19 protein-coding genes are annotated in these 23,665 nt (G+C 50.9%); 11 read left to right on the top strand and 8 right to left on the bottom strand.

The genetic code is table 11. The features are described 5' to 3' along the window. Positions 1–13: 13 nt before the first annotated feature. From IQ256_RS01850 to gyrA, 4 genes are all read right to left on the bottom strand, one after another. Complete coding sequence (locus IQ256_RS01850) at positions 14–1,183, bottom strand: alpha/beta fold hydrolase (RefSeq protein WP_370623325.1); 1,170 nt, start codon at positions 1,181–1,183, stop codon at positions 14–16. 10 nt (positions 1,184–1,193) lie between these two features. After that, positions 1,194–1,388, bottom strand: coding sequence for a hypothetical protein (locus tag IQ256_RS01845; RefSeq protein WP_193853702.1), 195 nt, complete (start codon positions 1,386–1,388; stop codon positions 1,194–1,196). Positions 1,389–1,468: 80 nt separating this feature from the next. Continuing rightward, on the bottom strand, positions 1,469–2,722 hold the full coding sequence (locus tag IQ256_RS01840; RefSeq protein WP_193853700.1) for an ABC transporter ATP-binding protein: 1,254 nt from the start codon (positions 2,720–2,722) through the stop codon (positions 1,469–1,471). Between the two features lie 104 nt (positions 2,723–2,826). After that, positions 2,827–5,331 carry a DNA gyrase subunit A gene (gene gyrA / locus IQ256_RS01835; RefSeq protein WP_193853698.1) on the bottom strand — a complete coding sequence of 835 codons (2,505 nt, stop codon included), beginning with the start codon at positions 5,329–5,331 and terminating at the stop codon, positions 2,827–2,829. Positions 5,332–5,957: 626 nt separating this feature from the next. Here gyrA and IQ256_RS01825 point away from each other — a divergent pair. Further along, complete coding sequence (locus tag IQ256_RS01825) at positions 5,958–6,359, top strand: response regulator (protein ID WP_193853694.1); 402 nt, start codon at positions 5,958–5,960, stop codon at positions 6,357–6,359. A 150-nt stretch (positions 6,360–6,509) separates the two neighbouring features. Here IQ256_RS01825 and IQ256_RS01820 read toward each other — a convergent pair whose 3' ends face one another. Next, positions 6,510–7,391 (bottom strand): tetratricopeptide repeat protein, encoded by an 882-nt coding sequence (locus IQ256_RS01820; RefSeq protein ID WP_193853692.1) that lies wholly within the window; start codon positions 7,389–7,391, stop codon positions 6,510–6,512. A 124-nt stretch (positions 7,392–7,515) separates the two neighbouring features. Further along, entirely contained in the window at positions 7,516–12,771 is a 5,256-nt protein-coding gene (locus IQ256_RS30260; RefSeq protein WP_193853690.1) for a translocation/assembly module TamB domain-containing protein, read from the bottom strand. A 65-nt stretch (positions 12,772–12,836) separates the two neighbouring features. Here IQ256_RS30260 and IQ256_RS01810 point away from each other — a divergent pair, with 65 nt between their 5' ends. The 6 genes from IQ256_RS01810 (at position 12,837) to IQ256_RS01785 (ending at position 16,327) form a co-directional block, all read left to right on the top strand. Continuing rightward, on the top strand, positions 12,837–13,049 hold the full coding sequence (locus tag IQ256_RS01810) for a hypothetical protein (protein ID WP_193853688.1): 213 nt from the start codon (positions 12,837–12,839) through the stop codon (positions 13,047–13,049). A 118-nt stretch (positions 13,050–13,167) separates the two neighbouring features. Next, positions 13,168–14,076, top strand: a complete 909-nt coding sequence (locus IQ256_RS01805) for a CPBP family intramembrane glutamic endopeptidase (RefSeq protein ID WP_193853686.1) — start codon at positions 13,168–13,170, stop codon at positions 14,074–14,076. A 63-nt stretch (positions 14,077–14,139) separates the two neighbouring features. Then, positions 14,140–14,823: a tRNA (guanosine(46)-N7)-methyltransferase TrmB gene (trmB, locus tag IQ256_RS01800; RefSeq protein WP_193853685.1), complete on the top strand. Its 684-nt coding sequence runs from the start codon at positions 14,140–14,142 to the stop codon at positions 14,821–14,823. Between the two features lie 41 nt (positions 14,824–14,864). Next, entirely contained in the window at positions 14,865–15,293 is a 429-nt protein-coding gene (locus tag IQ256_RS01795) for an HHL1-like protein (protein ID WP_193853683.1), read from the top strand. A 102-nt stretch (positions 15,294–15,395) separates the two neighbouring features. Further along, a complete protein-coding gene (locus IQ256_RS01790; RefSeq protein WP_193853681.1) occupies positions 15,396–15,878 on the top strand; it encodes a cupin domain-containing protein in 483 nt (160 codons plus the stop codon). 53 nt (positions 15,879–15,931) lie between these two features. Next, the gene (locus IQ256_RS01785; RefSeq protein WP_193853679.1) at positions 15,932–16,327 is read left to right on the top strand and encodes a TIGR03643 family protein; all 396 of its coding nucleotides are present in this window, start codon (positions 15,932–15,934) and stop codon (positions 16,325–16,327) included. Between the two features lie 303 nt (positions 16,328–16,630). On the opposite strand, the gene nudC is transcribed toward IQ256_RS01785, so the two are convergent. Then, on the bottom strand, positions 16,631–17,494 hold the full coding sequence (nudC, locus tag IQ256_RS01780; RefSeq protein ID WP_193853677.1) for an NAD(+) diphosphatase: 864 nt from the start codon (positions 17,492–17,494) through the stop codon (positions 16,631–16,633). Between the two features lie 293 nt (positions 17,495–17,787). Between nudC and IQ256_RS01775 the strand changes: the two genes are divergently transcribed. From IQ256_RS01775 to IQ256_RS01760, 4 genes are all read left to right on the top strand, one after another. After that, the gene (locus tag IQ256_RS01775) at positions 17,788–19,569 is read left to right on the top strand and encodes a vanadium-dependent haloperoxidase (RefSeq protein ID WP_193853675.1); all 1,782 of its coding nucleotides are present in this window, start codon (positions 17,788–17,790) and stop codon (positions 19,567–19,569) included. 363 nt (positions 19,570–19,932) lie between these two features. After that, the gene (gene infC / locus IQ256_RS01770) at positions 19,933–20,418 is read left to right on the top strand and encodes a translation initiation factor IF-3 (RefSeq protein WP_193853748.1); all 486 of its coding nucleotides are present in this window, start codon (positions 19,933–19,935) and stop codon (positions 20,416–20,418) included. Positions 20,419–20,727: 309 nt separating this feature from the next. Next, positions 20,728–22,275 carry a 1-acyl-sn-glycerol-3-phosphate acyltransferase gene (locus IQ256_RS01765; protein ID WP_193853673.1) on the top strand — a complete coding sequence of 516 codons (1,548 nt, stop codon included), beginning with the start codon at positions 20,728–20,730 and terminating at the stop codon, positions 22,273–22,275. Positions 22,276–22,462: 187 nt separating this feature from the next. Then, a complete protein-coding gene (locus IQ256_RS01760; RefSeq protein ID WP_193853671.1) occupies positions 22,463–23,185 on the top strand; it encodes a hypothetical protein in 723 nt (240 codons plus the stop codon). A 16-nt stretch (positions 23,186–23,201) separates the two neighbouring features. On the opposite strand, the gene IQ256_RS01755 is transcribed toward IQ256_RS01760, so the two are convergent. Beyond that, the gene (locus tag IQ256_RS01755; RefSeq protein WP_228024475.1) at positions 23,202–23,660 is read right to left on the bottom strand and encodes a TIGR02588 family protein; all 459 of its coding nucleotides are present in this window, start codon (positions 23,658–23,660) and stop codon (positions 23,202–23,204) included. Positions 23,661–23,665 lie beyond the last annotated feature (5 nt).

Here is a 23,665-nt window from a genome sequence, read left to right as displayed (position 1 = left end):
GAGACTCGTTCAGTTAAACCTTTTCAACTAACTGTTTGACCACATCGACAACTAGCTCAGGCTGGTCGAGTGGAATAAGATGCCCGCTCTTTTCTGCAACAATACGTTTGCTATCCAGCGATATTCTAGTCAAGTCTTCTTGAAGTTTTGCCCACCTCTGGACTCTCTCGTCACTCACTTCTGGAGCTTTAGAGCCCTGGCTCAAAATAATTAAGGGTAAGTCATCTAGTGATGTAACTTCTCTCAATTGTTCAAAACTCTTTCTGATGTTAGCCCGCTCACTTGATAAAGTTGCCCAATAGTGAGGACAATAGCAGTGGGACTTAAAAGTATCGAATAGGGCTTGCACTACCAGCGGATACTTTTGAAGGTCTTTCTTGAGGTCCTCAAGGATCGGCAACAAATTGGTCTCTCCAATTAATCGCACCAACCCAATTCGACTAGCGATACGTAGCGCTTGATAAAACCAAAGCTCCCTTCCAATATGCTTCCATTGTTCAGACGTTACCTGATCTTCATGGACAGAATCAACTAGCACTAGCCCAACCACGTCTTCTGGATGCTGACTGGCATATAGCCGCATATTAGCGCCTCCTAACGAGTGACCAACCAAGATGTAAGGAGGCTCGATTTTAGCTTTAGTCAAAAGCTTATGTAATTCGTCAACGCTCTGTTGGCTGCTGCGAGGTGCCTTGAGATTGGGTTCGCTCCAACCAAAACCCGCTCTATCGTAAGTACAGACACGGGTGAACTTAGCAATTTCAGATGGTACTAAGCCCCAAGAAATTGACGGAGCACCGCCACCCGCATCCATAACGACTGTTGGTGTCCCCTGCCCTGCACAGTTGAAGTGCAGACGAAAGCCGCCAATATCAATTAGTTGACCTGAAGGAGGATACTGGCGTTGATCAGCAGCTCTGCTCACAGTTTGGTAAACAATACCCATCACTAATCCGATGATGGTGATACTTAAAGCAAGCGCAATTAGGTTATTTATCATTACTACAGCAGAGTTTGTAGACGTATGTGACTTACTGCCTGCAAACGACCCTTTGCACGACAAATGATGAAAAATACGACGATCGAAAGCAAGCCTTAGCCAGAATATTCTTAGAGAACTCACCACAACCGCAGGTCTGACTTTGGAATTTGACAGATCCGAAAATGGATATCGAACCAGCACAATGTCATGCTTAGAGTAGCTGGGCATACACATCATCCTCAGCATTATCCCACACGGCATTTAGCGACACTTGGCCTGTTAGCCAAAACCCAGCTTCATCGTCGGGAAGCAGCGTGACTAACACTCTCGTTCCTTCGGAAATCTTTGTTGACTCTAGAAGTTCAATTTTGCCCTGGCGAATTGTGGCCCAAAGAGTCTGTAGCATATTCTCTCATCAATCTCGTTAACAGTCTGAATGCCACTCAACAGTATTTCATGCTCATCAACTGAGAAACGGCTAGCGCCTCATGCTAGTGTCGCTTCTGAGAAGATAGCCGCGCCTGAACTATCGTCAAATAGATGAATTTTTTCAGTCGGAAAGCTGAGCTGTAGCACGCTACCGCGCTCGATCGGCTGATCGGCAGATATCCTCACCTGGAGCGACTGACCAGCGGCGCTGTCTGGATCACGACTATCCGCACTCTGAGCTAGCGTCACCACTGCGAAGGTCTCACTGCCCAAAGCTTCAAACTGAGTGACGGTTGCTGAAAATGCGCCGGGAGTCTGACCGACTGCAATATGCTCTGGGCGAATGCCTAGCGTAATTTGCTGATTGTTGTAGGTGTCTAGCGGCCAGTTGCTAGGGACGGCGATCGCGAAGCTAGGGTGAACAAGCTGACCGGCTTTGACAGTCACTGGCAGGAAGTTCATCGGTGGCGAACCAATGAAGGCGGCGACAAAGCGATTGGCTGGCCGACGATATAGCGCTAGCGGTGGATCGACCTGCTGAATTTTGCCTGCGTTCATCACGGCGATGCGATCGCCCATTGTCATGGCTTCAGTCTGATCGTGGGTCACGTATATCGTGGTGGTGCCGAGCTCTCTTTGCAGATTGACGATCTGCGCTCTGGTTTCGGTTCGCAGCTTGGCATCTAGGTTAGAGAGTGGCTCATCCATCAAAAAAGCCTGCGGATCGCGGGCCATGGCTCTACCGAGGGCAACTCTTTGCTTTTGCCCGCCAGAAAGCTGTTTTGGTAGGCGAGTCAGCAGCGCTTCAATCTGTAGCATTTTGGCAACGCTATGGACTCTAGTCGCGATTTGTTGTTCAGCCGCAGACTGATAGCGCAGGGCTGGGGGCAGGTTGCGAGTAAGACCGACTAGGATACTAGAAAGTAGGCTAGGCCGCTGGGTAGTGGTCTTGGAGCGAGCGCGTCTCAGTCCAAAGGCGAGATTGTCGTAAACGCTCAGGTGGGGATAGAGGGCGTAGCTTTGAAACACCATGGCGATGTCTCTTTGTTTTGGGGGGAGCGCGTCAACGTTGTGATCGCCCACCCAAATTTCTCCACTAGTCAACGTTTCTAGCCCAGAAATCAGCCGCAGCAGCGTACTTTTGCCACAGCCTGACGGGCCGACTAGCACCATAAATTCACCGTCGGCGATCGTCAAGTTAATATCTTCTAGAACCGGACGATCGACCGCTTTAGCAGGCGCGTCGGCCTGAGTGGAAGCGGCCTGCGGCGGAAAGATTTTGGTGATGTTTTTGAGCAGAACAGAAGCCAAGGAGTAACGTGATGAATGATGAACAGTGAATGGAAATGAGAGGCTGAAGGCAAACTGATAATATCAAGCGAGCGAATAGCAACGCATCTTTACTTCATCATTCATCATTCGTCATCCTCGTCAGGGATATCGGTAACCAGCGCCTCGATGATGGTTTCAGAGCGTCCTGGCGTCACTAGCCGAGCGCAGGGTTGAGAGCGCCCCTGCAGCGGCACCTTCTCTATTGTGATTTTGGTCGCGCGGCCTTCATCGGTCAGTACCGTTAGGTTCGCGGCGGGTACGGCGATATTGAGAGAGGCTAGGACATCGCTCTTGAGGTTGAACTTGAAAGATTGAGAGCCGATACCGCCGCGATTGGAAGTCTTGAAGGTGCTGACCAGAATCCGTTTTCCGTAGCCTTTGCTAGAGACTAGAATCAGCGTGTCTTTTGGACTGACCGGGATGCAGCCGACTAGCCGCTCACTCTTGGGCAGTCGGATACCCTGTGGTCCTTGAGCAGTGCGGCTCATCTCTGGTAGCTGATCTTCGTCGATTCTAAACCGCAGCAGTCTGCCACCAGAAGAGGCTAGAACCAGATCGCTGCCCATAGCGGTAATGAAGGCATGCTTCAAGAGATCGTCGCCTTTGAGCTTGACAGCGGTCAGTCCGCGCCCGGTTAGATTCGACATTTCGCTAGCGGGCAGACGTTTGACTCGGCCTTTGGCGGTTACTAAGATCAGCTGCTGAGCCAACCTATCCTTACTGAGGATAATCTGGGCGACGATGTTGTCAGGCGTGCTACCAACGGCGTTGGGCAATAGGCTGATTAGCGGCACGCCTTTGCTTTGTCGTTGGGTAATGGGAATATCGCCGACGCCAAGCGTGAAGGCTTTACCCTCTTGGGTAAAGACGAGAACTTCCTCGGTTGGGTTGGTAGTTTCGGTTTGAACCGTCACATCATCAAACTCTTCTAATACCTTGTTAGGCACGCTAGAGTCGTCTTTGCGCCGAGCATGTGTCTTGGGAGAAGAGCGGCGGACATAGCCTTTGCGGGTGAATTCTAGGACAAATTCTTCTTCGCTTTCTTCAGCGGCAATTTCGGCGAGTATTTGTTCTTCTTTGGCTCGCTCAGCTTCGGTTTGAATGCGAGTGCGGCGCTGATCGCCAAATTTCTTTTTAAGCGCACGTAGCTCTTTTTTGAGCGACTTCATCAGCACATTGCGATCGCTCACTAGCGTCTCTAGCTGATTGATGCGCTCGTCGAGTTCATCGCTTTCATCGCGTAGCTTTTGCTGCTCTAGCCCGGTCAGGCGTCGTAGCGGCATCGATAGGATGCTATCGGCCTGACGATCGCTCAGGTCAAACGCCTCGACCATCTCTATTTTGGCCGTTGTGCCATCTGGCGCGTTACGCAAAATGTCGATGATATCGTCTAGGCTATCTAGCGCAATCAGTAAGCCTTCGACAATGTGAAAACGATTGCGCTTTTGCTCTAGCTCGTGGCTGTACTGGCGAATCAGCGTGTCTTCTCGGAAGTTGAGAAACGCTTCTAAAATTTCTCTGAGTGAAAGCTGCCGGGGCTGGCCGTCTTCGATCGCTAGCATCAGCGCCCCGAAATTGGTCTGCAGGGCCGTCATCTTGTAGAGATCGTTCAAGATTAGCTGCGGCTGAGCTTCTCGCTTGAGCTCAATCACTACTCGCATGCCCTCGCGATCGCTTTCGTCGCGAATATCAGAGATGCCCTCAATACGCCCCTGGTTGACCAGGCTAGCAATCTTGGTGATCCAGCTCGCTTTGTTGACCTGGTAGGGTAGCTCGGTGACGATGATAGCCTGGCGCGATCGCTTTCCTTTTCCGGGTCGAATCTCTTCAAAGTTGGCAATACCTCTGATCGGGATGCTGCCGCGCCCGGTTCGATAGGCATCGTGAATCCCTTTGGTGTCAATAATTTCTGCGCCCGTTGGAAAATCCGGCCCTGGAATCAGCTTAAAGAGCGAATCATTCGATAGATTAGGCCGATCGATCAACGCAATCAAACCATCGATCACCTCAGCCAAGTTATGCGGTGGAATGTTGGTCGCCATGCCCACCGCAATACCCGAGCTGCCATTCAAAATCAGATTAGGCAGCTGAGCCGGTAGAACAATCGGCTCCTGCTGAGAGCTGTCAAAGTTATCAATAAAATCGACGGTTGCTTCGCTGACTTCACCGAGCAAGGCCACATGACCAATCTCAGCCAAGCGAGTTTCGGTATAACGCATCGCCGCTGGTGGATCATTATCGACCGAACCAAAGTTGCCATGCCCCGCTAGCAGCGGATAGCGGCTAGAGAAATCTTGAACCATCCGCACCAGCGCATCATACACGGCCTGATCGCCATGCGGATGATACTTACCTAGCACATCGCCTACGACCCTAGCGCACTTGCGAAAAGGTCGATCGGGGACTAAGCCTAGCTCGTGCATAGCGTACATAATGCGTCGATGCACAGGCTTGAGGCCATCGCGAACGTCAGGCAGCGCCCGTCCGACGATCACACTCATGGCGTATTCCAAATACGATCGCTGTACCTCGGTATGCAAGGAAATCGGTACGATCTGCTCTTCAGAAAATTTTAGCTGTTTAGCCATGAACGGAGCCTGTGAATGAATAGATGCTTAAGCAAGCATTAGGTGGATGAGGGTAATCGCCAGTAGCGACTGCTCGACACTGTGCCAAGTAAAGCGACCAGATAAAGCTTTGCCGAATAAAGACTTTGCGGGGCGAGAATAGCGATCGCAACGTGAAAGTCCAAGGAGACATTAGCCAAAGAACTAGCCAGAGAACTAGCCAAAGAGCTAGCCAGACAGATTTGACGCAAAGCGGCCAAAGCGACGAACTAATCAAAAAGAACTAATCAAAAAGTAGGTGTAACAATGCTGTACGTTACACGGAAGTGTTGAAAAATCGCAACACTTCAGGCCGAACTTCTTGGAAGTTATAGGCATAAAGTCAATCCGATTGCCTATGAGTAGAGAAACTGGTCGAAAACCGAACAGTCTCAAGCAAGGTACTCTTTAAGTTCTTAAAAGATAAGTTCTCAAAAAGTAAGTTCTCAAAAAGTAAGTTCTCAAACAATACATCTGCTTTTGCAGAATATCAGTTTGTGAAAATGATGATCCTATACAAACTTATTTTGATAGTTTGGATAGAGAGCAGCGCACCCTACAGGTTGTAAGTTGTCTCGTGGGACATCGTCATTAGGGTAGATAGCGCTATGAAGACCGTTTTAATTGTGGAAGACGATATGGTGAATGCCCGCGTTTTCTCAAAGATTTTGACAAAACGGGGAGGGCTAAATGTCAAACACACTGAGAATGTGGATGAAGTTATTGACACTGCTCGAAACAAAGAGGCCGATGTCATTTTGATGGATGTTTCGCTCTCTCATAGCATGTATCAGGGCAAGCCAGTAGATGGCATTGAGATTACTCAGATACTAAAGAGCGATCCACAGACTGCGGCAGTACCGGTTATTTTGGTGACTGCCCATGCTATGGATGGGGATAGAGAGACCTTCTTGACCCAAAGTGGAGCCGATGGCTATATCTCTAAACCAGTGGTAGACCACCAGCAGTTTGTCAACGAGATTGCCGCTATGATGCCTGCCGGAAAGTAGAGGCATAGCATGCTATCTCCCTACCGGGGACGATGCTAAGAGCCTTGTCTAATCAGGCTTATAGTCTCTAACACTAATGAAAGCATATTAGTGAAAACTAAGTGCAAATTGCCATAAATTTAGTCATAGTTCGTTTGTATCATAGTTCATTTATAGCTGTTCTAGCAAAGCCTGAAGATCGGGCGTATTGAAGAATTCTTGGGTAGCCGTGATTAGCTGATCGCCCCAAAGGTTTTCTTCAAGAAATTCAATTTCGGCGTAGCGGGGGTCGCGCTCTATGCCAGCGATCGCACTTTCCGTATCGGCTGAGCTAGGCATTCCTTGGGCGAATTTAGCAACCGCGATCGCCAGCAGAGGTTCGGTCTCTTCATTTCCTACTAGGCTAAGGGCTTCTTGCCACTTGGCGATCGCCCCGTCAATATCCCCACGCTCATACATCACTAGGCCAATGTTATTAACGGCAGGCCACATAGCCGCGTCGCTGCTGACGGCTTTTTCATAGTGCGCGATCGCCTGATCAAAGCGGTCGAGCTTGTAGTACACGTTGCCAAGATCAAATAGCGCACTAGGATTGTCTGGCGATAGCTTCAGCCCAGCTTCTATTGAGCGAGCCGCCTGCCAGTAATAGGCTTCGCTAAAGTAAGCTGTCCCCAGATTGAACAAAATCAAAGGATCAGTCGGTTCTAGATCCTTTGCTCGCTCTAGATGATCGATTGCCTTTCTCGGATCTGGGTCGCTAGAGCGCAGGTATAGGTTGCCCAGCAGCGCCAGTATGGTCGGTTCGTTTGGCAGTAGCTGAGCAGCCAACTGCGCTCTAGCAAGGGCTTCATCAAACTGCTGAAACTGAGCCAGCTGCAGAGCGTCTTGCGCTAACACTTCTCCATCTGCGCGCAGACGCTCTTCGTCCAAAGGTAGCGTGTAGGGCAGCAGTGCTTGCGCTTTTACCGATCTAGCAACGCCTAAAACGCCGCCTAAAATGCTGGTCGAAGCGCTCAGACACAGAAGTAATGAGAAGGTAAATCGTTTGAACACAGGTTGCTTTATAAGTAGAGGACGTTTCTGATATGAATAGCGGATACAGACTGGATGGGGCATCTTCAGTATAGATTCGGCCAATTTTATCCAGATTGATAGTAAAGGAAAGCAGCAAAAAATACTAAAACCTTATTCTATATTCCAAGAAAACTTGGTTGATATCATCGAGGTTCGTGTTTGAACGCACTGTAAAAGAGTTGCTAAGGCGATAGTTGAGGCCAAACTCAGGATTAGTGCTATCGGTTAATATTTTAGAGACGCTCAGCGAGAAATCGTCTGTCACATCAAAACCGATTTCAGCAGCAAGATCTAGTCCAGTATCGTTATCTTCTTCTGAAAGGGTACGGCTAGCAGCGGTGACTGGAAACAGCCGAAACTCGCTGAGATTGAGCGCACCGCCAACAAAATCTTGCACATTGTCGAGCAAAGCACTGCCTACTAGGTTAATCAAGCCGCTGAAGCTATCTCCCCCGCCCGAGAGCGAGCCGATGGTTGACTCTAGCGCGGTAACTACGCCGCTGCCGATCAGTCCTAGCAGTTCGGTTTGCGATCGCGGTGGCGTGCTGCTCAGCTCTAAATTCTCAAAAATTTCATTCGCTGGGCCTTCCACATCTGCCCGTACTCGAATCGTTCGCAAAGATCCTGTACTCTCAAAGCCCAAGTTCGTATCATCCACAATTTCAGAACGGGCAAAAGGTGAACTAGCAATCGGGGCCGCCCGGTTGACTTCAGACACAGCGGCTCGCAGCGAAACATCTAGGGTCGGGTTTTGTAAGCCGGTCTCGGGTGTGAAAGTCGCCGTATTATCGTCGCCATTGAGTCGAAACAGCGTGGTGAACAGATTAACGCGGCCAGAGCGGAGATTGATAGTGCCCTGTGGACTGAGCGCGGTAGGAGGACCGTCTAGCAATAGAGAGCCGTCGGCAACGAAGTTCAATAGCGTACCCTGAGTAATCTGGATAGAGTCACCCAGGATAAGCTGAAGATTGCGAAAAGCGGGCGCGGTGCGGTTGCTAGCTAGCTCGACAGTACGCGGCGTGCGCGGAGTTAGCCGTCGCGTAGGCAGCTCGAACTCGGTATCTTCAGTATCGGTTTGGTCTGCGGCTTGGTCTGCGGCTGACGTTGAATCTACTTCAGAATTATTACCGTCCGGTAGTTGGATACGGCCATCAGAAAGAAAAACCTGACCGCCGATCTCTGTTCCGCCAGCAATACTGCCCCCAATGACGAGCTGGCCGTCTACGCCACCGTCATAGATATCGTTTAGCGAGATATCAACGCCGTCTAGAATCACGCTTAGTGGATTAGTGCTAGCGGCGGGCACTGACCCCTGCAAAGGATCGTTCAGCCCACCCCCGTTTGCTCGCAGCGGCAGTACGCCAGCGGCGCTCACCTGCCCTGATTCAAACTGACCTTGCAGGCGGTTGACGACGATGCGCTCGCCTAGAAATTCCGCCTCGCCCGTTACGTTTGTCAGAGGTTCTGGCAAGATCGAAGCGCTAACTACTGCGTCCGATAGCGAAGCAGATCCTCTAATAATTGGCTTGTCTAATGTGCCATCGACCGTCAAGCTCACTTGGCCCTCACCCGATTCGTACGCCACCTGGTCATTAAAGATATTCAGCAGCGCCAAGCCTTCATTTTCAACATTGATGTCAATATCTAGGCGATCGCTGTCGGGCTCAACGGTCATAAAGTCAAACGCATAAGGAATCTGACCTGTAAGCAACAGAGGCCGCTCTGGCGTTGATGCAGTTAATTCGCTCTGCAAGCTAAGAATGGCGTTCCGGTAGGCAAAATTGGCTGAAGCGGTTTGCAAAGGTGTGTCGTTGATCTCCGCAGACGAGAGGGTTACTCGCCCTCTAAGCTGAGGATTGGACAGATTGCCGCCTAGCGTTGCAGTCGCATCGGCTAGCCCTTCAATATCAAAGGGCAGCTCAAAAACGCTATCGAGTATGCTCGCGTCGATATTGTTGGCATTGGCCTGCAGGTCAGATGTCAGCTCAGTGTCCTGGCCAAAGGCAATTTGCCCTACCAGATTGATAATGGCTTCGTCACCTGGGCTAAGAATATCGGGATTGTCGGCTAGATTCTGCTCAGAGACGACAGAGGTAAATCGGACAGGCTGTAGCACGAGAAGATTTGGTGATAGGCTGCCAGCGGCAACTACGTTTTCGGCGCTGTAGTCGTCTCCCCATTGCCAATTTTCACCGACTATGTCGAACCCTAGATCGAAGTCGCCGCCAACGCCCTCTAGCTGAAAGGAGCCAGCAAAAGGCCCTTCTAGTTCACGCAGCGGCGGTATTGGGTTAGTATCATCGGCGATCGCGCTCTCTGCCTGTAGCTCTTGAACTTCAGCTAGCCGATTGAGCCGATCGTTTAGCTCAATCGGTTGGTCAGTAACAGAATTATTAATGCTGACGGTCTCTAGAAGTCGATCCAAGTCATTCTCAGAGAGGGGATCGCTCAGCCAGTCGGGCGGTGTCAGACCGCGATTAAAATCTTCTAGCCGATAGATCGAAGCCGCACTCAAAAGACTGTTGATGTTGCCTTTTTGAGTGGTGAGCGTAGCACTGTAGATAGGCTCTGCTCCGTTTAGATCTAGCTGTCCGGCCAGCTGATAAGTCGTATTGTTTTCTGGGTTGTTGTCCCCTTTGTTGAGGATGACCTGGCCACCAGATAGCGTTGCTAGACTATCTGCGTAGCTAATTTGTCCGATGAGCTGGCCGCCAGAAAGGTAGCCTAGGCCCAGCCGATCAATTTTGACATCGCCTTCTAGCGACTGATTGACTAGATTGACGGCTAGCTGGTTAGTAGACAGCGTGCCACGTAGCTGACCAATCTCAGTCACCCCACCGGTCGGGAAATTGAGGGTTGCTAGCGGAAAGTCTCGGGCGGTTAGGGTTAGTACATCGCCTTGGGTTTGGCCGCTGGCGGTTGCACCTTTCCAGGCAACGGCAAAGTCAAAGCTAGGCAGACTGTCTTGGCTTAGCAGCGGCCCGGTATTGACTAGAATACTCTCGCCGCCCCCGGCGACATCTAGGGCAACGCCAGTACCCGAGGCATAGGCAACTTGGCCCGTAAGCGTGGATTCAAACGGCAGGCTGTTGACAACGAGGTTAGCAATGTTCACGCTGCCGTCGACGGTAGGATCGGTTGGGCTGCCCGTAATGGTGCCGATGAAATCGGTGCGGCCAGTAACTGCCAGGATAGAAGGCAGCTCGAAGGGAAGATCAGCGATCGCATAGTCCCTAGCAATCACCCTCATATCCAGGCGGTCAAGGCTGAAGCCATTATCAAAGCTAGGCGTTAGGGTACCGCTAGCGGTGGCACGATCTAAATTAGCTTCGACGACCTGAATTTTTTCACCATTCCAGGCGACCTGAGCGGTGAGCGGCCCGCTAAAGCCATCGAACTGAGGACTAAAGCTAGCTAGCCCCTGAGAAAAGGCGATATTACCTTGAGCGGCGATCGCATCTAACGCCAGATTATTGGTCGAACCACTCAAGGTGAACTGGCCGCTGACATCCCCGCGCAAATCCGGTGAAAACGCGCCTAGCTGCACGCCTGATAGGGTCACATCGCTTTCAAGAAACCCGTTTGCCAGCGTGCCGCCGCCGCTAAGCGTACCGCCGCCTACCGCAAAAACCGTATCGCGAAAAACTAGGTCTGTGCCGCGAATGTCAATCGTGCCTGAGCCAGCGTATTCGGCTTCTGGTGCGTTCCATTCCACTGTCGTATCGACAATGCCGTCGCCGCCGACCACCGTTGTATCAGTTGACACTCGCCCCATCTGAAAGTTAGTTTCTGCGCCGTATAGAGACGCGATCGCATTCGCTGGCAAATCGCGCCCCGCAAACTGAAAGGAGAACGGCGATCCTGCGCCCAAGAACACCTCACCCATACCTCGCAGCGAGCCGCCTACGCTTGGCGTTGCAAAGATATCGACCAGTTCTAGATCTTGACCCTGTAGCTGAAATCCTGTTGATGCGGTATCAAAGACAACCTCATCGACTACAACCTCACTTGTCGCGGTCGCTAGCCCTGTAAAGACTGGTTTATCTAGGGGGCCATCGACTCGGGCAACCGCCTCGAACACACCCGCAGCAGGCACTGGCAGATCGAGATCGATCGTTTTGACAAACTCTGCGACCGTCACGTCTTTGGTCTTGGCTGCTAGATCGTAATAGCCCTCGTTAAAGTCGACTAGTCCTTCGGCGATCGCATCAATCAGCCCATAGTCAGCCGAGATCCGATCAATCGTCCACAGATTGTTCTTGAACTGAGTTTGCCCGCTGATATTTTCTACTGGCAGCGGCAAGATTTCGGTCGCCAGCTCGCCGTTTTCTAAGCTGATCGCGCCTGAGTACTCGACGTCTTCTTCTGGGCGAAATTCTAGATCGAGCAGACCGCTGACATCGCCGGCATTGGCCCTAACATCGTTGGTTTGCAGATCTAGCGTAGAGAGCGTGAAGCTCAGTATGTCTGAAAGAGGCGCATCCTCTGCTCGCACAGCCAAATTAGTCGCAAAAGCCAGGGCTGGTTCTTCTACTTGGCCGTCTGCTTGGCCGTCTGCTTGGCTGTCTGCTTGGCCGTCTGGGATCGGCTGTTCGCTGGTGTCTTGATCGAGAGCTAGCTCATCACTGTCAACGACTATCGGCGCAACCATCGGCTGGACTTCCCCCTTGAGCCCGATAGTGCCGCCCTCAACAGGATTGCCTTCTACTTCAAATCGAACCGCAAAACTGTCTTTTTCAGCGACCACGACCTGATCGAGCGCCAGCTGCCCTTCTACATTGTTTAGCAAGATGGGCTCAGGCGCTTCATTCGGTACTGGCAAGGGTACTAAGGTTAGCTGAGATTCCTCTAGATAAACTTCGTCTAGCCGGATCTTAAATCGATTTTCTGGGCCTTCTTCCTGTTCAGGAAACACGTAGTTCAGCCAGCCTCTTTCTGAATCTTGAGCCAGGTAGCCGTCCGCATCGACCACAATCAGATCTAGGCCAAGCTCAAAAGTAAACAGTGTTTTGAGCAAATCAAATTGGACAATGACATTTTCAGCTTCTAGCGTCGTCGGATCTAAAGCCGACTCGCCGACTGTAGAAGCGCCAACGCGAACGCTGCCAAACCCTACCTGTTCAACTTCGCCTAGCTCGACTGGACGGTCTAGGTAGTTGGTTAAAATCTTTGAAATTAGCGGGGACAGATCTTCGTGGATATACAGCCAGCCCCAGACTGCTAGACCTAGCCCAATCGTACCGATAACAGAACCTGTAAAGGCACCCAGCCAGAACCAGGGCAATCGACGAGATGAACGATTATCCAGGGAATCTTCGGATGGCTCTAAATTGGGGTCTGGCGGATCGATTTGAGGCACAAAAATCGCTCAAAACCTGACTACTCAGTTACTTTAGCAACTTTGGTCAGTCCTTTTATGAGGATGTGGCAGTTTGGTCAGCGGCGACTTTTGTCTGCACTGACCAAACCGCACGGGCTAAAGCAGGTAGCAGCGGTCGAAAGGTTTCTATAATGGTTGAACTAAGCATGCCCTACAGCGGTAGCAATCCGCTGAATGCACAATTCTTTGGCGACTCTTTGGCGGCATCTTTGGCGGCAGGGCTATGCCTACAGCGCGCTATGAAGCAAGTTAGCTGAGCACTTGCGTTAAGCGCTCAGCTTTGTCTGGAAGTTAGCGCTGTCTGCTAAGGACTATGGCCTTTGATGATGGTGCCAGCTAAGTGCAGACTGCTATAGGTTCTACAGGTTTGAATCATTGACTAATCCATTTTTGGCGCTGAGAAGCCGCTATCTAGTACTGGGCGCGTACGTGGTGGGGGCCTTAGGCATTGGGGTCGGCTATGGCTATCTAGAAGCGTTTCAGCTGTTGCCGTGGGATCAAAACGATCCGCTGTCGATTCCGATCATGTCGATTGCGATTTGGCTGGTACCGCTAGCGGTGTTCTGGCGAGAAAGCCGTCAGCATGGACTGAGTGCGCGATCGCTTTTCGGACAGGGTATGCCACAGTTTTCGTTGCTTTACGCGGCGGGACTCGTCGCCAGTGCGCTGTTGTTTTCGCTAGGCAGCTTTTCGGTCTTCTTTTATTTGCTGTCGCTGGGTTTCCCTGGCTATGCCGCCCAGATACTAGAGTCCGATCTATTAGGCGGCGGCCTCAGTAGTCAATATCCGCAGCTATACAACATCCTGATGCTGTTTTTGCTATTAGTGTACGCACCGCTAGTCGAAGAGCTGATCTTTCGAGGATTCTTACTACAGCGCTGGGCTTCGAAGTGGGGCCTAAGAAACGGTCTGATGGCGTCTTCTTTGCTCTTTGGCGTGCTGCATATCAATAATCCAGTCGGGCTGACGCTGTTTGGCTTGCTGATGGGGCTGCTGTATGTGCGATCGCGTAGCCTATGGATTCCAATTGGCTGCCACAGTCTCAACAACCTAGCAGCCGTCGGCATCGATCGCCTCTCTAGCTGGCTCGGGAGCGAATCGGCTGAGCCAGTGACCGTCACGAGCCTGCAAGAAAGCTGGTGGACAGGGCTGATTTTGATCGCGATCGCCGCGCCGTTTCTCTGGCAGTTTATCAAGCGCAGCTGGCCAAAAGCCGGAGACCGTATCCCTTACCTGCTCAACGCCCAGAAATTAGAAGCCCAGCTAAAAGACGCTGCGGAATAAGCTTCTGCTCCCCTTCTTTCTTTTCCTTAGCTTTGCCCCTTTTGTTTGCCTCTTTGCCTCTCCATGCCCCCCATTCGCCGCGTTCGTCAGCATGTCAACCCGCTCAGCCACAAATACGCCATCCCTGCGATCGCGCCAGACTGGAGCGAGATCTTTGCCAACCCCCATCTGCCGCTGCATCTAGATATTGGCTGCGCTAAGGGCGATTTTGTCAGGGAAATGGCCCAAAAAGTGCCAGATTGGAATTTTCTGGGGCTAGAAATCAGAGCGCCTTTAGTAGAAAGAGCGTTGATTCGACGCAACCTAGACCGCCAGCGCAACCTACATTTTGTCTTTTGCAATGCCAATAATTCGCTAAAGCCACTTTTGGAAAACTATCCGTCAGCTTTGCAGTGCGTCAGCATTCAGTTCCCCGATCCGTGGTTCAAAAAGCGGCACCAAAAAAGGCGAGTTGTACAGCCAGAACTCGTTAGCACGCTAGCGACTCTAATGACAGCAGGTGGAAAAGTGTGGCTGCAGTCAGATATTGAGACAGTCTGCCAGGAGATGTGCGATCGCTTTGATGAGAATCCAGCTTTTGCCAGATCGTCTAGCCATCAAAACGCTCAGCATCAAAAAGCGCAGCATCAAAACGTCCAGTGGCTAGATGCTAGCCCCTTTCCAGCTAAAACTGACCGAGAGCGAGTCGGTGAAGAAAAGGGACTACCCGTATACCGAGCGATGTATTTTCGCCAAGGTTTGCCTTAAAACGATGTAAACTTTTATGAATGACGCACTCCGTGAAAGTTATGGCAGAGCCAGTTGGATTTGGCAAGAAAACACCGAAAAAGCCTAAGTCTGAGCGAACGAAGCAGCGGGAGAAAGCTTCTAAGCAGTACGACAAGATGAAGACAGATGGCCTGCCAGAGTATGAGGTATATGTGCGAGGTGCTGGCTCAAAGCAGTGGTATCCGATTGGTGCGATCGCTGTTCGTCGATCTAGCCAAATTAGCCGCGCCATCTATCACAGTGAAAAAGATCTGCTACAGGGTGCGTTTCGCGCTTTTCCGGTGCTAAAGAAGAGTAGAGACAATCTAGAGTATGGCTATCGCCTCAAAGGTGAAACTGAAGACGATATTGAACCAGCTGCAAAACCACGCGATCGCAGCCAGCGGGGTCTGATGGGTTTAGTCAACGGCATCAAAGGATTGTTTGGTCAAAAGCAAGCAGCAAAGTAATCTCTCTTTCCATCTCTTCAGTTAAGTCTTCACCACTGGGTTTCTATACTAGGTTTCTAGCGAGCCTTTGCTATTTTCAGTGGCCAGTTTATCTGTCAAACCATGAGCACTTCCTCCAAACAATCCACATCCAAATCTACTCTTAAACCCACGCTTTCTTACTGGCACGTCTGGACAGATGATGACGGCATCAGCCATCAAACGCGCTGCGAACTGACAGACTTCACCCAAGAAAGTATGGGCGGCAACGCCGCGCCGCAGTGGAACAATCGATTGATGAGTGACGATGCTGAAGTGCTGTTTGCCACTTTGCCAGTAGCCTGGGTAGGCGAATGGCACGAAAATCCTAGACCGCAATGGATCGTACCGATATCTGGCGTTTGGTATGTAGAAACCATGGATGGCGATCGCGTAGAAATGGGGCCAGGAGAGATTTCGTTTGGGGCCGATCAAAATACACAGGCAGATGCGGCAGGGCGAAAGGGACATACGTCTGGCTGTGTAGGCGATCAGCCTGCAAAGCTGATGGTCGTGCAACTCAAAGGCGATGCCTATTTAGCAGCTCGGCCCGGAGACTTGAGCTAGATGAGACTGTTAGCCACACAGTCATACCTTTCTGCTGAAACATCGAAGTAGCTATGGAAATTGAAGCGTCCGATAAGATAAAGAAGACACCCACTTTGGAAGAATTCAAGGTAGAAGAGTTTGATCTGCGACAGAAAGGAAATGAAGAAAGCTCTGACGATCTAGCCGACGACGCATTAACTTACAGCAGCCCAGACATCAAAGAACTAGATTCGGCGACAGTTGATCGTGTGATCGAAATGGCCTGGGAAGATCGCACCCCGTTTGGTGTGATCAAAGAGCAGTTTGGCCTAAAAGAGAAAGACGTGATCGCAGTAATGCGGCGGTATATGAAACGCTCTAGTTTCAAAATGTGGCGTAGGCGAGTGACTGGACGCAAAACCAAGCATGCAAAGCAGCGAGAGTTTGAGGTAGGCAGATTTCACTCTAGCAATCAGAAGAATTACTGAATTGCGCCTTTGACCCCGCTCAGGCAGCACTGAGTGGCTGATCTTGAACCCGAGTGGAGTCGTTGGCGTAGCTTTCTCGCAGAGTAGGGTGACTGCTAGAAAAAGCAATAGAAGAAACAAATTATTTAATTCTTACTTCCCAGTTATTAGGTAGTATTTCTACTGTTTTCAACGGATTTGGCTACAGGTAACAGTTCTGCTCTGTGCAGCAACAACATATCTATAAACTCTAAATCTGGTAGAAAGCAGGTCTAGAACGCGATTTCGTACAGGTAGCCGTAGCGCTATCGCTATCATGTTCTGCTACTGCGAGACAAACCAATCAATTAGCTTTCTAGCAATGCTTAACTTTCCAGGAACAGGCGGTAGATTCTCTTTGGTAAACCATTCTGCCGCTTCGATTTCATCGGGTTCGAGCACGAGCGTTCCACTGTCGTATTCTGCAACAAATCCCACCATCAGCGAGTTCGGAAAAGGCCAGGGCTGAGAACCAAAGTAGCGGATGTTCTGAATTTCTATGCCGACTTCTTCTCTGACCTCACGCGCGACTGTTTCTTCTAAAGACTCGCCCGGTTCGACAAACCCGGCTAGCACGCTATACATGCCTGTGCGAAAGCGCGGCGCTCTAGCCAGCAAGACTTCTTCACCTTTATAGATCAGCATAATCACCGCTGGTGAAAGTCTCGGATACTGTCTGAGACCGCAGCTAGGGCAGCGCTTTGCTCTTTCTGTCGGTAGCTGTGTCGTGGGTGTCGCACAGTGACCGCAGTATTGATGAGTGCGGTCCCAGTCAATGATTTGGACGGCGCGGGCCGCGATCGCAAACCCAACTTCATCCATCTTTTGATAGAGCGATCGCAAGTGATACCAGTCTAATCCTGCTGGCACTGACGCTTCTCTACTCACCTCAGCCGCCACACAGGCCACTCCATCTAAATATCCCAAAAACTGAGTTCGCAACGGCGCTATTCCAATAGCCTCAGCATCAACCGCCAAAGGAATCGTAAAACTCTCTTTGTTGAGCAGTAGAGAAGAGCCACTGCAGAGAAACCACCAGCTACCAGCGGCCTCGGCAGCAGGCTTTTGGTCGTCTCTTGGGCCATCAGCGTTAGGACTTGTCGCTGCTAGAAAGCGATGAGAAATAGCGAATGGATTAGGAGAATACAAAGGGCTGCTGGGGTTAATTGCCTGAACTTAATTGCCTAAACTTAATTGCCTGAACTTAATTACCTGAACTTGATCACCTGAACTGCAGACAAATCGATAACAACTTCAAACCTGAGCGGACAGTCGAATAGAAGAGTATAGAGAAGCCACTAAAGACGTCTCTGTAGCGCTACTGCTTTCCGCTAAAAACATTACCCTGCTGGGTACCACCCCTCATGAGTGAAATTGCTTAGATTGAACTCATCACAAGAGCGCTTAACCATACCCATCGTCAACATCAAGGATACAGCCTTATGAAATCTCGTAAGCAGAAAGCTTTAGACGTCCGAATCGCCGCTGCCAAGCTCGCCTATACTCGGCCTCATGCTCCGCAGCAGGCTAACGGCGAAGAGTCTAGCTATCACTTCGACGGCACCGACTCAGAGCGAGGCAGCCAGCCTTCTTATCTAGCTAACTATACAAAGGGACTTCCTCACAGCGAAGTAGACGGGCTAATCTGCAATTCGGATGACTACCAGCTTTTTGTTAAAGGTATCAATTCGGGCGATCCAGACGATTTTAAGGCAACGCCGTTAGGGCCAAAGGGATCGACCTCAGAGGCGGCGGCTGAGTGGAAATCTGCCTATACTCAGCATCACGGGGTGGAAGTGCGAGCCTGGGAAAGCGCGGGCGCGGGGCTCACTTTTGACTTAGAAGGCCCAGATGCTCAGGCGGTAGCGCTGCCACCCGCGCCAACTATCGGCAGTGATGAGCTAACCGCTGAAATTGCTGAAGTTTATGAGATGGCGCTGCTGCGCGATATTCCGTTCAGCGAGTTTGACACTGACCCAAAAGTCGCCGCGTCTATTAAAAGGCTCAATAAACTCAAGTGGTTTAAGCAAGAAGACCTCCCTAGCCTCAGTGAGGCAGCCGCTAAGCGTCGGCGTGGTCAGATCAATCCTCAAAATGCATTTAGAGGAAACACGTTTGGAGATACCACTGGCCCCTACATTTCACAGTTTCTCACTCGCGGCACCCCAGAAATCGGCTCTAGATACGACAATGTTCTAGACGGGCGAGTGGCCTACGGCGCGATCGCATTTAGAAACAGGGTTCGTACTGTCACCCCCAAAAAAGACTACATGACTAGCTGGGAATGGTGGCTCGATGTGCAAAATGGCGCAGACCTGCGAGGAACAGAGACTTATTCTTTGGGCAGTAACAGCGATCGCAATCGCTATCGCTATATCGCTACTCCCCGCGATCTAGCAACTTATGTCCACTACGACGCCCTCTATCAGGCTTATCTCAATGCCTGCCTAGCGATGCTATCTCTCGGCGTTCCCTTCGATCCCGGTGTACCTTTTCAGGCAGCCGATCGGCTCGATCATCAGCAGGGCTTTGCCCAGTTCGGCGGGCCTCACGTGCTGTCTTTAGTAACCGAAGTGGCCACCCGCGCCCTCAAAGCCGTCCGCTATCAGAAGTTCAATATTCATCGTCGATTGCGCCCAGAGGCGATCGCTGGCCGCATTCACCAGTGGCGCGATGCCCAACCGACTAACCTAGCGCCTGTCGCCCAGATAAGCACCGAGATCAATGAAACCTTGCAAGCAGTAAAAGCCCACAACAAGGCGCAAAACGACCAGTACAAGTCATCGATCGGCGGCGTAGAGTTTGATCGCGATGATGTCTATCTATTGCCGATGGCCTTTGCAGAAGGATCGCCCATGCATCCTTCGTATGGAGCAGGCCACGCAACGGTTGCGGGTGCCTGCGTGACTATCCTCAAAGCCTTTTTTGACCACAGCTACGTGCTACCAGAGCCCTACGTGGTGCCGAGTACCAACGGTCAAAAGCTGCAGTCAGTTCCGAGCCAAGGGCTGAGCCTAACGATCGAAGGCGAGCTTAATAAGCTGGCGTCTAATATTTCGATTGGCCGTGACTGGGCAGGTGTTCACTACTTCACTGACTATTATGAGTCAGTGCGAATGGGCGAACAGGTGGCGCTAGGCATTCTAGAAGAGCAAAAGCTGACCTATGGTGAGGACTTCAGCATGACGGTTCCTTTGTTCGACGGCGGGACCGTGCAAATCTAGCTAACGCATTCGCGCATTGCTATAGCTTTGTAAAGACAAGTTACTAGGGTGTAATGCTACCCTAGTAACTTCGCCTAAAATACCTTATAAGTGGAAATCATGAACTATGGACTCTATGCAGGATTTTTGTCGCAGGATTTTTGTCTTGCACAATGACTTTATAGGCTGTGATTCTGACTATGGCTCCACAGCTTATAACTCTACAGCTGTGGCTTTACAGCCTAGCAAGTAACTCTACAGATAATGGCTCTACAGCCTAGCATTCATTAAGATAATGCAGCTCTAGAAAGTTACTCATGTCATTCAAGAGTAAGTTTAATCTCGATACCCTTTTGTTGCGTTCTAATCTAAGAGGAAAATACAATCGCTAAAAAACCACTAATCAATCAACAGATCCGTTCCGCGCAGGTTCTTCTGATTGACAATGAAGGTACCAATCGCGGCCTGACCGATACTTCAGAGGCGCTGGCCTTAGCAAAAGCGGCCAAGCTTGACCTTGTAGTGGTCTCACCTGACCAAGATACGCCAGTTGCCAAGATTCTAGACTACGGCAAGCACCAGTATCAAAGCCGTAAGCGCCAAAAGCAAAGCGCTCGTACGTCTGTAAAAGAAGTTAGATTGCGTCCTAATGTCGGTGATTCTGACTATATGGTGCGAATCAACAAGGCGATCGCGTGGCTAGAGCGCGGTGATTCGGTCAAGTTTCAGGTTCGTCTAAGAGGCCGTGAGCACCAGCATCGTGATCGCGCGACTGACCTGCTAAATCGCGTCGTAGAAGATCTATCGAAAGTCAGCAAAGTTCAGACCTTCGATCGGCGATCGCTGATGGTTCAAGTTGTCCCTAACTAAAGCGACTGACCAAGGCGACTAACTAGAGCACCTGACCAAAGCATCTAAGCAAAAAATCTTCGCGCTCAACAATCTCATAGCAAAAAAGACCAGGGCAGTTTTTACATCAATGCTCTGGTCTTTCTGTATAGACTCTTTGCCAGAAGCAAGCCCGAAAGTACGCATTTAGTCGATCGTCATAAAGGCACAAAAAGACACAAGAAATTCACTAAATTAGTCCTATCCTGCTTCTAGCGGGCTTCTAGCTGCCTACTTCTGCCGTTCGTCATTCATTGCCGTTCATCATCCGTTCCTTCCGCCTTCTCTTCTATGCCTGTCACCCGCCGTGCTGCTGCGCCGCTTACCTTCATTCCTACCGCCTATAGCCCCTGGGTGATGCGGATGATTCACTGGGTGCTACCGATTCTACTGCGGGTTCGCATTCGTCCCTGGCTGCCAGCGGGTATCAGTCGAATAGAGGTGAAGCAGGTAGAAAGGTTAGTCAAACTCTATGCCGAGCTAGAGGCTGGAAAGTCGCGCTTTTTGATGGCGGTGCGGCACGTGGAGGTAGACGATCCGCTCACCGGGCTATATCTATGCTCTCGGGCTGTGAAGCGGGCCGCCAAAGCAGAGGGAATCTCACTACGGCAGCCGATTCATACGCATTTTTTGTACGAGCGCGGCATGACTATTTGGGCTGGCAAAGGGCTAGGCTGGATGCTCTCACGCATTGGCGGCGTGCCGATTCGTCGAGGGAGACGGCCTGACTGGGTAGGGCTAAAGGCTGCTAGAAAGCTGATGACGCAAGGGTCGATGCCGATGGTAGTAGCACCAGAAGGGGCGACCAATGGCCACAGCGAGCGGTTGGGGCCATTAGAGCCGGGGGTAGCGCAGTTAGGCTTTTGGTGCGCGGAAGATTTGCAGCGCGATCGCCGCTCTGAGAAAGTTTTTATTGTTCCTATAGGAATTCAATATCGCTACGAACAGGCTTACTGGCCTCAGCTACAAACCTTATTGACAAGGTTAGAGAAAGAGAGCGGCTTATCTAGTGAGGAACAGTTTGCCTGCTCGCTCGCCCCTACTGCCGACAAAGACTGCTATTTACGCATTCTTAGACTAGGCATCTATCTGATGGCAAAGATGGAAGCTTTCTATGCTCGGTTCTATCAGTATGCCTATGAAAGCAAAGATGAAAGCCAGACTGAGAACCAAGCTGAGAGCAAAAATGAAAACAAGAATAAGAGCCAGACTGCGGATAGTGAAAAACTCTCTTACGTTGAGATCGCCGATCTAGATCCGGCAAACTACTCCGACAGACTACGCGCGCTACTCGACGGTGCTTTGAAGGTCGCTGAGCAGTTCTTCAACCTGCCGAGTAAAGGGACTGTTGTCGATCGCTGCAGGCGCATAGAAGAAGCAAGCTGGCAGGTGATCTACCGTGAGGATTTACCAGAACTTTCGACGCTTTCGCCTTTTGAGAGAGGATTGACGGATTGGGCGGCTCAGGAAGCTAGTCTCAGAGAATTGCATATGCGCGTTGTGGAAAGCTTTGTGGCAGCAGACGGTGAGTATTTAAAGGAAAAGCCTTCTTTTGAGCGTTGCGCTGAGATGGCGATGCTGATGTTTGATCTGGTGACTAAGCTAGGCGATCGCACAAGCATTTTGAAACTAGATAGCATTCTAAAACTAGATATTAAAGGGCGCGGTACTGGTCGGCCTCGGCTGGGAAAACGCTGGGTGACAATGACGGTGCAGCCGCCTATTTGTGTTAGCGATCGCCTCGCCGACTATCAGCAAAACAGACGCGCAGGCCGCATTGCCGTCGCTGACCTTACCGAAGCAATCCGGCAGTCGCTAGAAGAAACCATCGAGCGCTGAGAGAATCGGGTGATAACCAGTTAACCGCTAATGCATGAGGGCCAATAGGTTGTGTCTGTGAGAAATGTCGTCTGAGCAGAGTGACGTGGTAGGCTTGCCTACAGCTAAAAAGCTTTAGAACCAAAGCTTTAGAACCAAAAACTTAGAACCAAAAGCTGAGACCCAAACTTAGGAATAGAGCGTAGGCATGGCAGCGAATCTAGTCTTGCTTCTACTGATAGTCGCCTTTACCTTCAGTCTGGGCTACTTTGCCTTGAGTAGAGTGCTAGGATCGCGCTCAGCTCGCCGTAGCCTTGTACATGCTGCGCCTGCTGTTGCGATCGGACTTTTGCTGCCGCTGGTGCTGGCTTTTGCGGGGCGATATGGCCTAGTGGCTCTGTATGGACTGTATGCGGCGGGTGCGGTGATCTGGATGGCGAGCTGGCCGCTGCGAAAAAAGCAGGCAGGCGATCTGCTGCTGCGATTGGGCAACACCTTGCAAAGCAAAGTACTGCTGTGGCTGGGGCTGTTTCAAGTAGGGCTGGCGATCGCCATTACGATCTCTCGGCTCGATCAGTTTACCGGTAGCTTAGTTACTCTCGGCGGGATCATTTCTGGGGCCGTCGAGCTAGCCTTTTGGTGGAGTCTGGCGCTGTTATTTATTTTGCTGGGCTGTAGCCGACTAGAAATTAGAGAAAACGGTCTCTCCTATCTGTTCGCCTGGCAGCCCTGGGAGCGCATTCAAGCTTTTGGCTGGGACGATGACAAACCGAATACTTTAATCCTCAAAACCATACCCCGCACCTTCTTGTCGCGTCGCTATCTGATGCTCAGCATCCCAGCCGACCAGCAGCAAAGGGTCGATGGCCTGTTAGAAGACTATTTGATAGAAGCCGACCTAGACGCAGAGATGGACGAAAAAACGGCGTAGTCTGGTTTGGCAGCGTTTATGGCAGTCCAAAGCTGGCCACTCGCACTACCAGCTCTCCTGTTTGAGGGTCATGGTCGAAGACAAATCCCCCTTGCTTTTGTTCGTTGCCAGATAGAAAGTCAAACTGTTGTTCTCCGGTCTCGTCGCTGCCGTCAGGGAGGGTCAGTTCTGCCGTTACTTGAACCGTTCTAGCAATTCGCCCACCTGTATTCTTGAGGGTGAACGGCACGTAGTATCGATCTGCTGTCAGTCTGCTGGTTTCGCTGACCTCTACTTGAAAAGCGGGCGGTAGATTCTTGCCGAGCTGCCAGTCGTACAGAACCAGGAAGACGATCAGGAGTAGGACCAGAGATGAAATCGCTAGAGTGAGCCATTCAGCCAGCGATCGCGCGCCTGATGCTTCTACTGCTGGGACGCCTTCGGTCAGTACCTCACCTGTCGATGTCTCGATCTTAGTGGCGTCAACTTCAGCCATATCCC

The sequence above is a fragment of the cf. Phormidesmis sp. LEGE 11477 genome, from assembly GCF_015207105.1.
In the GTDB taxonomy this organism is placed as follows: domain Bacteria; phylum Cyanobacteriota; class Cyanobacteriia; order Phormidesmidales; family Phormidesmidaceae; genus Phormidesmis.
This window is presented reverse-complemented; position numbering and strand designations above follow the sequence as displayed.

Coding starts and splice junctions, on each gene's coding strand:
- IQ256_RS01845 (WP_193853702.1), bottom strand. CDS start 1,388: ATGCTACAGACTCTTTGGGCCACAATTCGCCAGGGCAAAATTGAACTT.
- gyrA (WP_193853698.1), bottom strand. CDS start 5,331: ATGGCTAAACAGCTAAAATTTTCTGAAGAGCAGATCGTACCGATTTCC.
- IQ256_RS01825 (WP_193853694.1), top strand. CDS start 5,958: ATGAAGACCGTTTTAATTGTGGAAGACGATATGGTGAATGCCCGCGTT.
- trmB (WP_193853685.1), top strand. CDS start 14,140: ATGCCCCCCATTCGCCGCGTTCGTCAGCATGTCAACCCGCTCAGCCAC.
- IQ256_RS01795 (WP_193853683.1), top strand. CDS start 14,865: ATGGCAGAGCCAGTTGGATTTGGCAAGAAAACACCGAAAAAGCCTAAG.
- IQ256_RS01790 (WP_193853681.1), top strand. CDS start 15,396: ATGAGCACTTCCTCCAAACAATCCACATCCAAATCTACTCTTAAACCC.
- IQ256_RS01785 (WP_193853679.1), top strand. CDS start 15,932: ATGGAAATTGAAGCGTCCGATAAGATAAAGAAGACACCCACTTTGGAA.
- IQ256_RS01775 (WP_193853675.1), top strand. CDS start 17,788: ATGAAATCTCGTAAGCAGAAAGCTTTAGACGTCCGAATCGCCGCTGCC.
- IQ256_RS01765 (WP_193853673.1), top strand. CDS start 20,728: ATGCCTGTCACCCGCCGTGCTGCTGCGCCGCTTACCTTCATTCCTACC.
- IQ256_RS01760 (WP_193853671.1), top strand. CDS start 22,463: ATGGCAGCGAATCTAGTCTTGCTTCTACTGATAGTCGCCTTTACCTTC.
- IQ256_RS01755 (WP_228024475.1), bottom strand. CDS start 23,660: ATGGCTGAAGTTGACGCCACTAAGATCGAGACATCGACAGGTGAGGTA.